This is a genomic window from Paraburkholderia sp. GAS41, assembly GCF_050436545.1.
GTDB lineage: Bacteria > Pseudomonadota > Gammaproteobacteria > Burkholderiales > Burkholderiaceae > Paraburkholderia.
Genome location: NZ_JBNDMK010000030.1, coordinates 51,752 through 66,169 on the forward strand (window position 1 = coordinate 51,752; position 14,418 = coordinate 66,169).

Annotated in this window: 10 protein-coding genes; 3 read left to right on the plus strand and 7 right to left on the minus strand. The window is 60.6% G+C overall.

All coding sequences use genetic code 11. The annotated features are described in order from the left end of the window. Window positions 1-41: 41 nt before the first annotated feature. From P3T43_RS30555 to P3T43_RS30570, 4 genes are all read right to left on the minus strand, one after another. Entirely contained in the window at window positions 42-1,187 is a 1,146-nt protein-coding gene (locus tag P3T43_RS30555; protein ID WP_429284729.1) for an ABC transporter substrate-binding protein, read from the minus strand. 92 nt (window positions 1,188-1,279) lie between these two features. Then, entirely contained in the window at window positions 1,280-2,566 is a 1,287-nt protein-coding gene (locus P3T43_RS30560) for an aspartate aminotransferase family protein (protein ID WP_429284730.1), read from the minus strand. A gap of 62 nt (window positions 2,567-2,628) precedes the next feature. Beyond that, entirely contained in the window at window positions 2,629-4,353 is a 1,725-nt protein-coding gene (locus tag P3T43_RS30565) for a hydantoinase B/oxoprolinase family protein (RefSeq protein WP_429284731.1), read from the minus strand. After that, a complete protein-coding gene (locus P3T43_RS30570) occupies window positions 4,350-6,440 on the minus strand; it encodes a hydantoinase/oxoprolinase family protein (protein WP_429284732.1) in 2,091 nt (696 codons plus the stop codon). The genes P3T43_RS30565 and P3T43_RS30570 overlap by 4 nt, the downstream gene beginning before the upstream one ends. Window positions 6,441-6,722: 282 nt before the next feature. Here P3T43_RS30570 and P3T43_RS30575 point away from each other — a divergent pair, with 282 nt between their 5' ends. Beyond that, on the plus strand, window positions 6,723-7,463 hold the full coding sequence (locus P3T43_RS30575; protein WP_429284733.1) for a GntR family transcriptional regulator: 741 nt from the start codon (window positions 6,723-6,725) through the stop codon (window positions 7,461-7,463). Between the two features lie 79 nt (window positions 7,464-7,542). Here P3T43_RS30575 and P3T43_RS30580 read toward each other — a convergent pair whose 3' ends face one another. The 3 genes from P3T43_RS30580 to P3T43_RS30590 form a co-directional block, all read right to left on the minus strand. Then, window positions 7,543-9,348, minus strand: coding sequence for a methyl-accepting chemotaxis protein (locus P3T43_RS30580; RefSeq protein WP_429284734.1), 1,806 nt, complete (start codon window positions 9,346-9,348; stop codon window positions 7,543-7,545). A 116-nt stretch (window positions 9,349-9,464) separates the two neighbouring features. Further along, the gene (locus tag P3T43_RS30585) at window positions 9,465-10,649 is read right to left on the minus strand and encodes a porin (protein WP_429284735.1); all 1,185 of its coding nucleotides are present in this window, start codon (window positions 10,647-10,649) and stop codon (window positions 9,465-9,467) included. Window positions 10,650-10,782: 133 nt separating this feature from the next. Then, window positions 10,783-12,120, minus strand: a complete 1,338-nt coding sequence (locus P3T43_RS30590) for an aspartate aminotransferase family protein (RefSeq protein WP_429284736.1) — start codon at window positions 12,118-12,120, stop codon at window positions 10,783-10,785. Window positions 12,121-12,499: 379 nt separating this feature from the next. On the opposite strand from P3T43_RS30590, the gene P3T43_RS30595 reads away from it, so the two are divergent. Both P3T43_RS30595 and P3T43_RS30600 read left to right on the plus strand, forming a co-directional pair. Beyond that, window positions 12,500-13,189 (plus strand): GntR family transcriptional regulator, encoded by a 690-nt coding sequence (locus P3T43_RS30595; protein ID WP_429284737.1) that lies wholly within the window; start codon window positions 12,500-12,502, stop codon window positions 13,187-13,189. Between the two features lie 26 nt (window positions 13,190-13,215). Continuing rightward, entirely contained in the window at window positions 13,216-14,007 is a 792-nt protein-coding gene (locus P3T43_RS30600; protein WP_429284738.1) for an SDR family NAD(P)-dependent oxidoreductase, read from the plus strand. The last annotated feature ends 411 nt before the right edge of the window (window positions 14,008-14,418 follow it).

Genomic DNA, 14,418 nt, shown 5'->3' on the forward strand with positions numbered 1-14,418 from the left:
GCCAGGCTCCGTGAAGAGTAAAAAAAACGGTTCAGAGACGCTCAGTCAGACGAAATCTGCTGGACAAACTCAATCTGCTTAGTACCCGGCTTCATCTTGACGACGGCCACGTCATGCACGAGATTGCCTTGCGCGTCGGCCTTGTATTTGTGCGCCACGCCCTGGAAATCGGAGACCTTCCCAAGGTAATCGCGTAGCTTCGCCGGATCTTCGCCCACCGCGGCGAGCGCCTTGGCGAGCAGCATCGCGCCGTCGTAGTAAGCCGCGCCATACGGATCGCTGTCCACGCCAAACTTGTCCTTGTAGCGCTTCAGGTATTCACGACCCTTCGTTGTCTGGTCCAGACCGGCGTCGGTGACGCCCCAAACATTGACGAAATCCGAAGGATCGAGCAGTTGCGTCCCAGCGGGAACAAAACCGGACGACGACGTGATGACCGGCTGCTGAATGCCGAGCGCCTTCATTTGATGCAGCAGCAGCGCACCGTCCTGTGGATACACAAACGCAATGAAGCCATCAGCGCCCTTGTTCTTCAGATTGAGAATCTGCGCCGACATGTCTTTATCGGTCTGGCCGTATGCCTCCTGCCCGACGACGTTGACACCTTCCTCGGCCAGCAGTTTGGTGACGGCATTCGCGCCACCCTGACCGAAGTCGTTTTGCACGTACAGGATGCCGGGATGCTTGAGCTTGAGCGTGTTCTTGGCAAACTGCGCCATGCCCATTGCAACGAGACCGTCACGCGGCCGAATGCGGAACATCCACGGATTGCGCGGATCCGAGAGCACATCCGCGCCGCCGGCGTACATCACAGGAATCTGCGCCTTCGCCACCTCCGGCGAGACGGCGGCGTTCTGCGTGCTATAGCTCGTCACCATCGCAAACGGCGGCTTATATTGCTGCACGACCTTGACGAACGCGTTGACAGCGGCGCTATTCGATCCCATTGCGTCTTCGAAGACGAAATTCACCTTTCTGCCGTTGATACCACCGGCACTGTTGATGTCGTCCTCGGCCAGTTTCATGGCGTTGGCACTTTGCTGCCCCGTGAGGGACAGGGCGCTTGTGAGCGGCACCGTCGCTCCGATTTCGATGGGATCCGCAGCGAAGGCGGTCGACGGGATCAGGACGCCGGTCATCGCAAGCAGTGCAGTCACCCGCTTGTACTTCGAAAATACCTCAAGCATTGTTTGCTCCCAGGTAAAATTCCATCGTTAAATAGTATTCCTACATGATAGCCATGAGGATCGTTTCCCAAATTACGACATACTCCGTGCGGTCAGACCGGCACGAGCTCGCGGATTAGTGCCGCGTGCTTGTCAACAAACTTCGCAACGGTTTCTTTCAGTCTCGAAAAATGCCGATCTTGCATCGGCAGCGAGACGAAAATGTCGCCCCGGTTAGCCATCAGGAGTCCGGATAACAAAGCTTCCATGTGAAACAGTGCAGTCAGGCTGGAACTGATCACAGGAATATCGCTCGGACGGCGGGGCGTCTTGCGAACGAAATGCGCGCTGAACATCGAACCGTGACCAATCATGCGCATAGGAACGTCGGCGACCTCCAGATGCGAGTTGAGTGCGATTCTCAGCGCTTCGCATTCGGCATTGAACGTATCCGCACGCTCAGCCGTGAACAGACGGCTCAGGCCAGCTACGCCCGCGGCCATGCTGCAAGCATTGTTATTGAAGGTTCCGGCATGACGCAAAGACCTGGGCGATGCCGGGTCGAAGCGGGACATGATGTCGGCACGTCCGCCAAACACGCCGCAGGACATGCCGCCGCAGATGTACTTGCCAAGCGACGTCAGGTCGGGACGTACGTCCACCTGCTTCTGCATGCCGCCGGCCCCGCAACGGGACGTCTTGACCTCGTCGAAAATGAGCAGCGCGCCGATTTCGGTGGTTGCCGCGCGCAGCGCACGCAGAAACGCCGCATCGGCTGGCAGGTTGCCAGCCGCGCCGAGGATGGGTTCGACAATGACGGCGGCCAGATTCTCGCGGTGCTCATGGATGACTTCTCGCGCACGCTCAATATCGTTGTACGGCGCAAAGACGACGTCGAGCGGGATATTTAGCGGGTTGGGCGGCGTGGAGAACGCGAGTACGCCACCGTGATAGGCACCCTCGAACACGAGGATCTTTCTGCGTCCGGTGAATAAGGTCGCTGCCATCAGGGCCAGGATGTTGGCTTCGGTGCCCGAGTTGCAAAAGCGCAGCTTTTCGATTGACGGGAAACGCGAACACACTATCTCGGCCAGTTCGACCTCGCGCTCGGTCGGCGCGGCCATAACAATGCCAGTTTCGAGCGCCTCGGTAATGGCGTCGCGAATGACGGGCTCCGAGTGACCGTAAAGACCGGCGGAGAACTCGCCGACGAAATCGACGTAATGATGCCCGTCGATGTCCCAGACATCCGAGCCCTTGCCGGACTTCATCGTGAGTGGAAACGGACGGAAGTGCAGCACGGTGCGCGTGTTGCCACCCGGCAGCACCGAAGCGGCACGCTGGTGGGCTTCGAGACTCAGCGGATTCTGGTACTCGTAATCAGCGTGCAGGCGCTTCATTTCCTCAAGAAGTGCAGAATTGGAAGCAGTGGAATTCATATTGGGTCGAGAGTTGGATAGGTTCAAACCGATGCGCGCAGCCGCTCGGTGGCGCTGCGATCAATGGCGCGCAAATCGTTCGACAGCACCACGCCGTAGACGGTGCGGGCGGTATCCACCGACACCACGCCGTCGCGCACGTCACGCAGCACCCGTTCCGGCTCGCGGTCGAACGCACGCCCCCAGCCGCCCCCCCCAGGCGAAGCCGCAGTGACTGATGCATCGGCGTAGTGACGGATGCCGTATTTGGGCGCGGGGATCGTCTCTCCAGACGGCAGGGTGATCGTCATCTCGCCTGCGGCGCCGGCAGCGCCGCCATGCACGCCATAGCTGCTGACGTAGCGCAGACCTTCGCCGCGGAACGAGTAGCTCGCGTCGCCATACACGGTCACCTGGTAGTCGACGCCCGTGCCGCCGCGGTACTTGCCGGGACCACCCGTATCTACGCGGAACTCCTGCTTGCCATAAAGCACCGGGAATTGCGCTTCGTAGATTTCGATGTTCGGAAGCACGAAGCCGCCCAGTGAGGCAAGGTGGCCAATCGAATTGAACCCGTCGCGCCCGTCCACTGCACCGGCCCCACATGCAGCATTCGCGTGGTACAGCACGTATCGCTCGCCTTCCGCGACACCGCTTGTAACCCCGAAAATGTTCTTGCCCCACCCCGCACAGGCCCGCGACGGATCGGCCTTCGCCAGTGCCTGCCACACCGCGTGGATAATTTCGTGCGCGCAGAACGTCGTGCACATCGTCAAGGGTGCGGGCTCGACCGGATTCACGATCGTGCCTGCGGGCGCGACGATCTTGATGCTGCGGAAGCGCCCTTCGTTGTTCGGCATTTCCGGGTCGAAGAACGACGCAATCGCCACGGAAACCGCCGACGTCGTGTTCGCGAGTGACGAGTTTTTGAACCCCTTCACCTGCGGCGAGCTGCCGGTGAAATCCACCACCGCGGAACCGGCGCCGCCGATCGTGAGCTTCACCTTGACCCAGACATCGGCGGGGCCAAAGCAATCGTTGTCGCTATAGTCCTGACCGGTATACTCGCCGGCGGGCAGATGCGCGAAAGCCTTGCGCTGGGCGCGGTCGGCGCTGTCAAGCACGCCTTCGAAAATCACCCGCGTCATGTCCAGCCCATGTTGACTCGCGACGCTCTCGATCCCCTCGAGGCCAATGCGAGTGGACCCAAGCATCGCGCTCAGATCGCCGTCAAGGGCCTCCGACGCGCGGCTGTTGGCGAGCAACATGCTCCACAGATCCTCACGAACCTGCCCCTTCTCCACCAGCCTCATCGGAGGAATGCGGATACCCTCGTGATAGATCTCCGTGGCCTCCGGGTTGTAGGTGCCCGCAGCGCCGCCGCCGATATCGGCCTGGTGAGCGCGGTTGCAGGCGAAACCGACCAGTTGCCCATCATGGAACGCGGGCCGCGCGATCACCCAGTCCGGCAGGTGATTGCCGCCTGCGAGGTAGGGGTCGTTCAACAGGAAGACATCTTCCGGCGAAATCGTGGCGCCGAACGTCTTGCGCAACGCACGGATCGCGAAGCCACCCGATCCCGTATGGATTGGAATGCCATCGGCCTGGGCAATGACTTCACCATCTGCGGTCGCGATGAAGCACGAGAAATCATGCGACTGGCTGAAGATGGGACTGCGAGCGGTACGCAGCATCACCCAGCCCATTTGCTGGGTGATGTGGTCAAGGCGATTTTGCGTGACCGCTAACGTTACTGGATCAATGGTCATTGCGCCCCCGAGATATCAACGATGTATTCACCAAAGCGATTCAGCCGGACGACGTCGTAGCCAGTCACAACGATGGTCGTTGTTGCTTCTTCAATAATGGCCGGCCCGACGATGCACGCGCCCGGCAACAGTGCGGGACCATCGTAGACCGGCAGGTCGACGAAACCACGCTCCTCATTCGCGAAAACACGCCGCGTGCCAGTCGGCTTCGGTTCATGCCGCTTCGCTTCGCTCGCGCGCGGCTCGATACGCTGCAGCCGGCCGCAGCCGATCACGCGTGCGCCACGGATCTCGATCGAGCCGTTACGCGGTACGTGACCAAACAGACGCTCATATTCGCGCTCGAAACTCTCGCGCAGCGCGGCCGGCGACTCCGTCGCGCTCGCCAGCGTGATCGGGATGTCCGACTGCTGGCCGCTAAAGCGCATGTCGACCTGATAGATGAGACTCGCGGACGACCCTTCGAAACCCTCTTTCGCGAGGAACGCGCGCGCCCGCTCGGCCAGTTCCACATACGCGATGCCCAGCGTGGCGGGCGGTTCGTCGCCGAGCCGGACCACGAGCGAGCGATGGAACTCCTTGCGGATATCCGAGTTCAGCATGCCCATTGCGCAGTACGCGCCCGATTGACGCGGCACGCTCAGCTTCGACATGTTCAGCGAACGCGCGACCGACACGCCGTGCATCGGCCCCGCGCCGCCGCAGGCGACGAGCGTGAAGCCGCGCACGTCGATGCCGCGCTGGATGCTGATGCGCTCGACGGCCTGGTGCATTTGCTGGTCGGCGAGACGGATGATGCCGATCGCCGCGGTTTCAACCGAAACGCCGAGCGGCTTCGCAAGGTGCGTTTCGATCGCTTTGCGCGCCAGCGCTTCGTCGAGCATGACGCTGCCACCTGCAAACGTGCCGGCCTTGAGGCGGCCGAGCGCCAGTTGCGCGTCCGTCACGGTCGGCAACGTGCCGCCACGGCTATATGCAGCGGGACCCGGCACTGCGCCCGCGCCCTGCGGCCCAAGCCTGATCATGTTGCCGCCGTCCAGCCAGGCGACGGTGCCGCCGCCCGCGCCGACCGTATGAATGTCGACGGTAGGCACGCAGACAGGATAACCGGCCATGTCCGTTTCGGTCGTGGTCGAAACGCGGCCGCCGTCCATCACCATGACGTCGGTGGACGTGCCGCCGACTTCCATCGCGATCAGGTCGTCGCTCTCGATGACCCTCGTGTAGTAGGACAAGGCGCCGACACCTGCTGCCGGACCCGACAACACCAGATTTACGGGACTACCCACGGCCTCGTCGATCGAGATGGCCCCGCCGTTCGAGCGCTGGATCAGCAACGGGCGCGCGAGGCCATGGCCGCGTAGCCGCTCGTCCAGCTCGCGCAGGTACTTCGACATGCGCGGCGCGAGGCTCGCATTGATGACCGTACCCGACGTACGCTCGTACTCGCCGATGATCGGAATAATTTCGCTCGAGGCAGAAATCCACTGCACAGCAGGACTGCCCGCCGCATGGTCCTTCAGGAGCGCGACAGCGCGGCGCTCATGCTTCGGATTCACATAGGCGTGCAAAAGACAGATGGCGATTGCCTCGACGCCTTCATCCGCGAAAAAGCGCGCGGCCGTCTCCACATCAGCCTCGTCGAGCGCTTCCAGCTCGGTGCCGTCCGCGGCGATGCGACCGCGCACGCCAAGCCTGAGATAGCGGGGCACGAGTACAGGCGCAAAGGGCTTGCGATGATCCCAGATGTCCGGCCGCAGTCCGCGGCGAATCTCGAGGCTGTCACGAAAACCGTCGGTGCAAAGCAGCCCCACACGGGCCCCCTTGCCTTCCAGCATGAGATTGGTGGCGACCGTGGTGCCATGGATCACGCGCTCGCAGCGCGAAAGCAACTGCTCGAGCGTCATGCCGAAATGCGCCGCACCTGCCTCCAATACGCCCAAAACGCCGTTAGCCGGGTTACTGGGCACCGACGGCCGCTTGAAGACCCAGCGCCGACTTTCGGCGTCGATCAGCACCATATCGGTAAACGTGCCGCCAGAGTCGATACCGACCCTGCAGCGACCACTAAACAAACTATCTTCCATGAAGCCGACCCTTTGCCAAAGTCTTACCAGTGGAACAAGAAGGCGGGGAGAGCCCCTCCGACGCCGCAAATCAGGAATCGACAGTCTACATCCGTGATTTGATATTTGCGATAGCAAAAGAAAAATCTCAAGCGTTTTTCCGGTCGCTTTAGGGATTCCACCAGGAACCAAAGTACTACCAATCAGGGAAGAAGCTTGCACGCGCGGTCGGAGGTGGCGCCAATCGGACGGATATTGCTATCTGGTGTACCATTCTCGCTATCGCAAAAGGACATTACCAACGTGCAACTTTCCAATTCCTCTTCGAGTCCGCTGACAGACCTCGGCCCGGTTGAAAAAGCCCCGACAGTAGGGGACAAGGTCTACGCCCGCCTCGAGCAGGCGCTGATGATCGGCGAATTCGCTCCTGGACAACGTCTCGTCACACGGACTGTCGCCGCGTCAATGAATGTAAGCCCGACGCCCGTGCGCGAAGCGCTCAACAGGCTCGTGTCGAGCCACGCGCTGCAAATGGACGACAACCGCGTCTACTGCGTGCACAGGCTTTCGCCGCAACAGCTAGACGAGCTTTACCGGATCCGTTTTGCCCTGGAGGGCCTGGCCGCCTCCGAGGCGGCGAGGCGCATGGATGAAGTCACGCTGGCGAAGCTTCATGCAATCCACGCACAGATGTCCGAATGCATCGAGCGGGAGGATCACAAAGCAGCGCTGCATTACAACCGCGCCTTTCATTTCGCGTTGTATGAAACGGCTCAGATGCCGATGTTGAACGCGAAGATCCGCGAATGTTGGGTGCTTATCGGCCCCTACTTCAATCTGCTTTATCCCGAACAGGCCCGCCAGCGAACCGGTGTAAACAATCACCAGAAAATTCTCGAAGCGGCAGCTGCGAGGGACCCTGTGGCACTGCGCGCTGCGCTGGAAGCGGACCTGCAGCAAAGCCTTGCAAGACTTCACACCGTACTTCAGCGCGACAAGGCACCGACGCCGAACGCTCTGTCCGACCTCCTCTCCCTTTCGTAACAACGAACGCGCGGCACCATCGGGTGACCCACACCGCCGGCGCCGCTGCGGTTCTCTCGCGCTGACGGCTCCACTTACCTTACCTTAGCTTGAACTGCCCGACGGCATGCGCGAGGTTATTCGCCTGGCCCTGCAGAGCCGACGCGGCAGCGGCAGACTCTTCAACCAGTGCCGCGTTTTGCTGCACCATCTGGTCGAGCACCGTCACCGCACGGTTCACCTCTTCAATACCGCGTGTCTGTTCGGCCGCCGCGTGATTGATTTCGCTCATGATGATCGTCACGCCGGAGATACTGGCGACGATTTCCGCCATCGTCTGCCCGGCGCGGTCGACCTGCTGGGAGCCAGTTGACACCTGCTCTACCGTCGATTCGATCAGGGTCTTGATCTCCTTGGCGGCCTGAGCACTGCGTTGGGCAAGGCTGCGCACCTCGCTCGCCACGACCGCGAAGCCGCGCCCCTGTTCGCCCGCACGTGCCGCCTCGACGGCCGCGTTGAGCGCCAGGATGTTGGTCTGGAACGCGATGCCGTCGATCACGCCGATGATGTCGCCGATCTTGCCGGAAGCGGCTTCGATGTCCTTCATCGTGCTCACGACCTCGGCGACCGCTTTGCCGCCTCGAGCGGCGATTCCTGAGGCGTTCATCGCCGTTTGCCCGGCCTCGCGTGCAGCACTTGCCGACTGGGTGACCGTCGACGTGATCTCCTCCATCGAAGCTGCGGTCTGCTCGAGGCTGGCGGCCGCGGCCTCGGTGCGGCCAGAAAGATCGTGATTGCCTGCAGCGATTTCCTGTGCGGCGTGGTACACCGATCCGCTCGCATCGCGAATCTGTAGCATGACGGCATTTAGCTTCTCGACGAAGTGATTGAACGAACCGGCGATCTGGGCCACTTCGTCCTTGCCGTCGGCCGGCAAACGCTGGGTCAGATCGCCCGTGCCCGCGCTGATCGCCTCCATCGCGTCGCGCACGAGCGAGAGGCGCTTGAGCGTCGCCGCCGTGATGGCGCCGACCACCAGCGCCGCTATGGCCACCACGATCACGAGCGCGAGCAGTGACGTGCCGAGCAGCGAGCGCATGCCGGTCGTAGCTTCGGCCTTGTCCAGCGCGACGACAATCAGCCAGTTCGTTCCGGGTACAGCCTTGGCGCGCAGCAGTTTCGTGCTGCCGCCGATCTTCACCTCAACCGGAGGTTGGCTGCTATCGCTCGACGTGGCAATGAGCGAAGCCATGTCGAGATCAGGCGCAAGCGCGCCGACCGGCTTAAGCGAAAGCTTGGCGTCCGGGTGAGCCACGATGATGCCGCGGTCCGTCACTAGCATCCCGAAGCTCGCCGGTGTCGGACGGATCGATGTGACGTTCGCGATGACGCTGTCCAACGGTTGCGCAGCCGCAATCGCTCCCTTGAGTACGCCATCGCGGATAATAGGCGCCGTGAACGAGACGATCAGCTTGCCCGTAATCGCATCGACATAGGGTGCAGTGACAATAGGCTTCTCGGCCTGCGCCACTTGCTTGTACCACGGGCGAGCGGTGGGATCGTAGTTGGGCGGAGCAATCCGGGGATCGGAGAATTTCGAGCTTTTGTCAGGAAACCCGACGACCACCTCATCGAAGGAGCCCGCCGCCGAGAGCGCCTTGAGCGAGGGAAAAGGATCCGCTTGCAGCATGGCGTCCTCATACGAGGCGACCATGTGCGTCCTCGATGCCACCCAGTCGCTGACGCCTGCTTCGTGTCCGGCAAGCACCGCGATCAGATTGGCGTTAATCGAGTCGTCGTTGTAGCTTTTTGCGACAAGATAATTCAGGCTCGTATTGATGACAAGAGCAAGCGCCACGAGCGCTGTACACGATGCAAGAATGCGGGCGCGGATTGAGGTGAGCATGGCAATCTGGTGTGGGAAGTGAGTCGGCCTGGCGCTCGATTACGGCAGACACCTGCGGCGACGTCCTTGAATCAAGGACGCGCCGCAGGTGTGCCGCGTTTTTATCAAACCACCGGTCAGAATTTCTGCCGGATGCCGATTCGAACCGTGCTTTGATTGTTGCCGTTCGAGGCGGTCAGCAGGTTGATCGATGCCCGCGCCGCGTCGCCGGTTGAATCGGTGCCGTTCGCGTGCTGATAGATGCCGACCAGATAGACGTCCGTGCGCTTGGACAGGAAGTAATCGACGCCAAGGGAACCCTGGTAGTACTTCGCGCCTGCGTTGGTTGGGCCATTTGTGCGGGAAACGCTACTGCCGTCCGTGTAGTCGAATGCCGCACCCACGAGCAAGGCGGGGGTGATCTGATACTTGAAGTTGAGTTCGGCGTTGTTGAACGTGGCCGTACCCGTGTAGTGAGGCGTGCCGGTGACGGCGACCGTACCCAGATTCATGAACTTGATGTTCGAATAGGTCGCACCGAAGGTAGCCGCGCCAAAAGTATAGGCCCCGCCCGCGCCGATGACCTGATATGTGTTCGCCGAGGCATAGCCGCCATAAACCGGCGTGGAAGCAAGCGCGTTGCCCGGCGACGCCACCACCGTGCCGCTGTTGTTCAGCATTCCGCCAGGCGCTGCCGGCGTCCGGGCGTTCAAATAGGCCGCACCCAACGTGAGAGGACCATTGTTGTAACCCGTGCCAAGCGACCAGATCTGGTTGCCCGTGAAGTTGCCGGCCTGTCCGCCAAAGCTGTACGTGCCACCGAAGGTCAGCCCGTTGTAGTTCGCGCTGGCGAATTTCACGGTGTTGTTGGATCGGTACGAGTTGTTGAAGTTGTCCAGATCTCCCGGGTGCGCTGCGATATAACCACCCCACTGATCGCCGGCCTCGAGCGGGCCGACATAGTCCACCACCGACTCATATTGGCGGCCCAACGTCACTGTGCCGAATCGGTCGCCAAGGCCCACGTATGCCTGACGGCCGAACATCAGGCCGCCTTGACCAAAACCACCGTTGCTGGGATTGAAGCCGTTTTCCAGCACGAAGACCGCCTTCATTCCGCCGCCGAGATCTTCCGAGCCGCGCAGGCCCCAACGGCTGCCCGACATCACGCCGCCCAGCATGCTCCAGGACGTATGGCCCGCCGCGTTGGATTGATAGTCGACCCCCTCATCGATGATGCCGTACAACGTAACGCTGCTTTGCGCATGAGCTGTGCTTGCCAGCGCACAAAGCGTTGCCAGCGCGAGATGATGCTTCTTCATTGAGTTATCTCCAGGATATTACATCATTTTGTACAACTAAATTACACGCGAGAACCTTCGGTAACGTAGTGACTTTTATTCATGGAGCGGCGCCTCCTGCTGATCCGCCCTGGTATCGGCATCGAGCGTGCCGTTATGTACGTACGTGTTTGAGCGCGAAATCGAGCGCGTCAGCCGCGACCGATACGACGTCGTCGAGCTGGTTGTCCGTGATGATGTACGGCGGTGCAAAAAGGATATGGTCGCCCCGTTCTCCGTCCGCGGTACCGCTCGCCGGATAGCACAGCATCCCGCCCGCCTGGGCGGCTTCCTTGATGTGATGGCTCAGTCTGGCAGCTGGATCGAAGGTCGCTTTCGTTTCGCGATCGGCCACCAGTTCGATCGCCCAGAACAGACCTCGCCCGCGGATGTCGCCGACGTGAGAGTGCGAAGCGAACGCGGAGCGTAGCTTGTTGCCAAAGCTCGATCCGAGTGTGCGCACCCGCGCGAGCAGGTCTTCTTTCTCAATGGTCTTCTGGACCGCAAGCGCGGCCGCACATGCCGCTGCGTGCCCCATATAGGTGTGACCGTTCGCCAGCACCTTGCTGCCAAGCGCGATCGCATCGTGAACCGGCTGACTCAGCAACACACCCGCGATGGGCTGATACCCACCGCCGAGCCCCTTAGCCACGGTGATCAGATCGGGGATCACCTCCTCCTGCTCGCACGCGAACAATGTGCCGGTACGCCCCATCCCGCACATGATCTCGTCGAGTACCAGCAGTACGCCGTATTGGTTGCATATTTCACGCACGCGCCTGAAGTAGTGCGGCGCTGCTTCCACGCAGCCAGCCGTTGCGCCCACCACGGTCTCCGCGAAGAACGCGCCGACGTTCTCCGGGCCGAGCCGCACGATCTCCTCTTCGAGCAGGTTGGCAGCGCGCACGCCATATTCGGCGAGTGTTTCGTCCGGGCGCTGGTGGCGATAGGCAAAACACGGGTCAATATGCGTAACGGAGCTGTTCAATAGCGGTGCATAAGGCGCGCGACGTTGCTCATTGCCGCTTACGGACAGTGCCCCGAGTGTGTTGCCGTGGTAACTCTGCTTGCGGGAGATCACATACCTTCGCTGAGGCTGCCCACACTCGAGCCAGTACTGCCTAACAAGCTTGAGCGCAGTCTCGACTGCCACGGATCCGTCGCTCACCGCAACAAAGTGGGAGATTCCCCGCGGCGCACGCTCGACGAGAAAGTCCGCAAGCTCCTCGCACGGCCGGGTCGTGAAGAATGAGGTATGGACCGATGGCAACGTTCGCAGTTGCGCGATTACCGCTTCGATTACAGCGGGGTGGCTATGCCCGAGACAGGCGACGGCAGCTCCACCCGACGCATCGAGGTAGCGTTTGCCAGCCGCATCGAACAGGTAAACACCCTCGCCTCGCAGCGCGATGGTGGGTGGAGCGGAAACTCTGCGGTGCAGAAATGACGTCATATGAGAATTCGCCGGCGCAATAGCGTCAACCAATGTCGGCCTGTCGGCCGATGTTCGTTGTACGTGGTTCGGAGCTCGCGGAACCGCTACGCACTCTTGAAGAAGCTCCTGTTCGTGGTCATGTCCGTCGAGACATTGTCAATCGCAATTTGATATTTGCGATATCAAAAAGTCTACTCGAAAAAATTTTGGCTCGTCAAAAATTTTTGGCTTTCCGAGCAGATGCCTTATTGATATTGACTTTCGTTGTCGCCTTGTAACAACCATCAGGTCATCCTTCAGATATTTATCTTGAAATTTGCTATTTCATGTATCATTCCAATCAAGGGCAGCGCATCGCCAACGCCGCCGTGCGACTCTTAACTTCCTCAAGACACCCATGACAGGACTTGGTCCGGTTGAGAAGAACCCGACAATAGGAGACAAGGTCTTCGCGCAACTCGAACACGCGCTGATCATTGGCGAGTTCGTGCCTGGACAGCGCCTCGTCACACGAACGGTCGCGGCGTCAATGAACGTAAGCCCAACGCCCGTGCGAGAGGCACTCAACAGGCTTGTTTCGAGCCTCGCATTGCAGATGGATGACAATCGTGTTTATTGCGTCAGCCGGTTGAATCCGCAGCAACTCGACGAGCTGTACAAGATTCGCCTCGCTCTGGAAGGGATGGCAGCCGAAGAGGCGACACGGCGCATGGATGACGAAACACTGGCGGAGTTGCACAGCATCCACTCAGAGATGTCGGAATGCGTTGAGAGAAAGGATCACAGGACTGCGTTGGATTACAACCGCGCGTTTCATTTTTCGCTCTATGAAGCGGCGCACTTGCCCATGCTTTACGCCAAGATCCGCGAGTGCTGGGTGCTGATCGGTTCGCATTTCAATCTGCTCTATCCCGAACAAGGACGCAGACGCACCGGTTTGCACAACCACCAGATCATCCTCGACGCCGTGGTCGCGAGAGATCCGCAAGCTGTCCGGGCCGCTCTCGAATTCGATCTCAGGCACAGCCTTGCTCGATTGCATGCCTCGTTGACTGCGATGGCCGCATCGGCGCAGCATCATATGTAACCCTCCCACACATCGGAGACTTTTAAATGAAGGACAAGGTTGCACTCGTAACAGGAAGCTCTTCCGGCATCGGCCGCGAAGTTGCCGGGGCGCTCGCTGCACAGGGCGCACGTGTTGCCGTTGTTGCGAGCAGCGAGCGCGCGAAAGCAGAGGCAGTGGTCAATGAAATAGAGGCCGCTGGTGGTATTGCACGCCCGTTCGTCGCCGACATCTCGTCGGCGAATGGGGCGACCGCGCTCGTGCGTGAGGTCGAAGCCGAACTGGGTCCGATCGATTTGCTTGTCAATTCGGCGGGCGTCTACTTCCCGACTCCCGCGGGAGAAGTGACTGAAGATGCATTCGACCGTATGGTCGCCATCAACCTGAAGGGCAGCTTCTTCACCCTCAATGCGGTGGCTCCAGGCATGAAAGCGCGTAGCGCGGGCCGAATCGTCAACATTGCGTCGGTGGCCGGCATTGCCCCCAACCCCGAGTACAGCCTCTACGCCGCAACGAAGGCGGGCATCATTGCGCTCACCCGCGCCATCGCGCTCGAACTCGCACCCTATGGCATCAACGTCAACGCGATCGCGCCAGGCAACACCGAGACGCCTATCAACGCAGATATCCGTACGGCCCCGGAATTTGCCGCACAACGCGCGCGTATTGACGCGATTACGCCGAGCCGCAGACTCTTCACGCCACCTGCCGAAATTGCTGCGGCGATTGTCTTTTTGTTGTCTGATGCGGCACGCGGCATGTATGGCAGCGTTATGGTCGTCGACGAAGGTAAATCAGTAGGCGCCCCGCTGCGCAAATTCAGCATGCCCACCGCGTGAAACATTTCGCGGTCTCACGGCCTGTCGCCTGCAACCCAAGGCGACACTTGACCGGCCTCGAATTGCTGGCCCGAATACCGACACATATCGGACCGGCGCACGAATGAGGCGCCACTGGAGCGTGCTCCGACTCCAGCTTTGCGCCCCTTCCACCGGCTGGGGCGTCTTTTTTGTTCAGGCTTGGCATACATCGACGCGGTCAATGGCATCGGCTCCGCTCCGCGCGTAGACTCCCCTCTCCATTTGTGAGAGTCCCCACTATTTCTCGGCTTTGATGAATATGACTCAGGGGAGAGTGCGGCGCGCTCCGCGTGCATCGAAGACACAGGTCCAGAAGATTCAAGTGGGCCAGTCTACTGATAAGCCATATCACCACGGTCCTCTGCCACAGGCGCTCGTGGATGCAGCCGA

What these genes read in the sequence shown, in the direction of transcription:
- P3T43_RS30560 (WP_429284730.1), bottom strand. Translation starts at nt 2,566, where the DNA reads ATGAAGCGCCTGCACGCTGATTACGAGTACCAGAATCCGCTGAGTCTC.
- P3T43_RS30600 (WP_429284738.1), top strand. Translation starts at nt 13,216, where the DNA reads ATGAAGGACAAGGTTGCACTCGTAACAGGAAGCTCTTCCGGCATCGGC.
- P3T43_RS30565 (WP_429284731.1), bottom strand. Translation starts at nt 4,353, where the DNA reads ATGACCATTGATCCAGTAACGTTAGCGGTCACGCAAAATCGCCTTGAC.
- P3T43_RS30580 (WP_429284734.1), bottom strand. Translation starts at nt 9,348, where the DNA reads ATGCTCACCTCAATCCGCGCCCGCATTCTTGCATCGTGTACAGCGCTC.
- P3T43_RS30595 (WP_429284737.1), top strand. Translation starts at nt 12,500, where the DNA reads ATGACAGGACTTGGTCCGGTTGAGAAGAACCCGACAATAGGAGACAAG.
- P3T43_RS30585 (WP_429284735.1), bottom strand. Translation starts at nt 10,649, where the DNA reads ATGAAGAAGCATCATCTCGCGCTGGCAACGCTTTGTGCGCTGGCAAGC.
- P3T43_RS30590 (WP_429284736.1), bottom strand. Translation starts at nt 12,120, where the DNA reads ATGACGTCATTTCTGCACCGCAGAGTTTCCGCTCCACCCACCATCGCG.
- P3T43_RS30555 (WP_429284729.1), bottom strand. Translation starts at nt 1,187, where the DNA reads ATGCTTGAGGTATTTTCGAAGTACAAGCGGGTGACTGCACTGCTTGCG.
- P3T43_RS30570 (WP_429284732.1), bottom strand. Translation starts at nt 6,440, where the DNA reads ATGGAAGATAGTTTGTTTAGTGGTCGCTGCAGGGTCGGTATCGACTCT.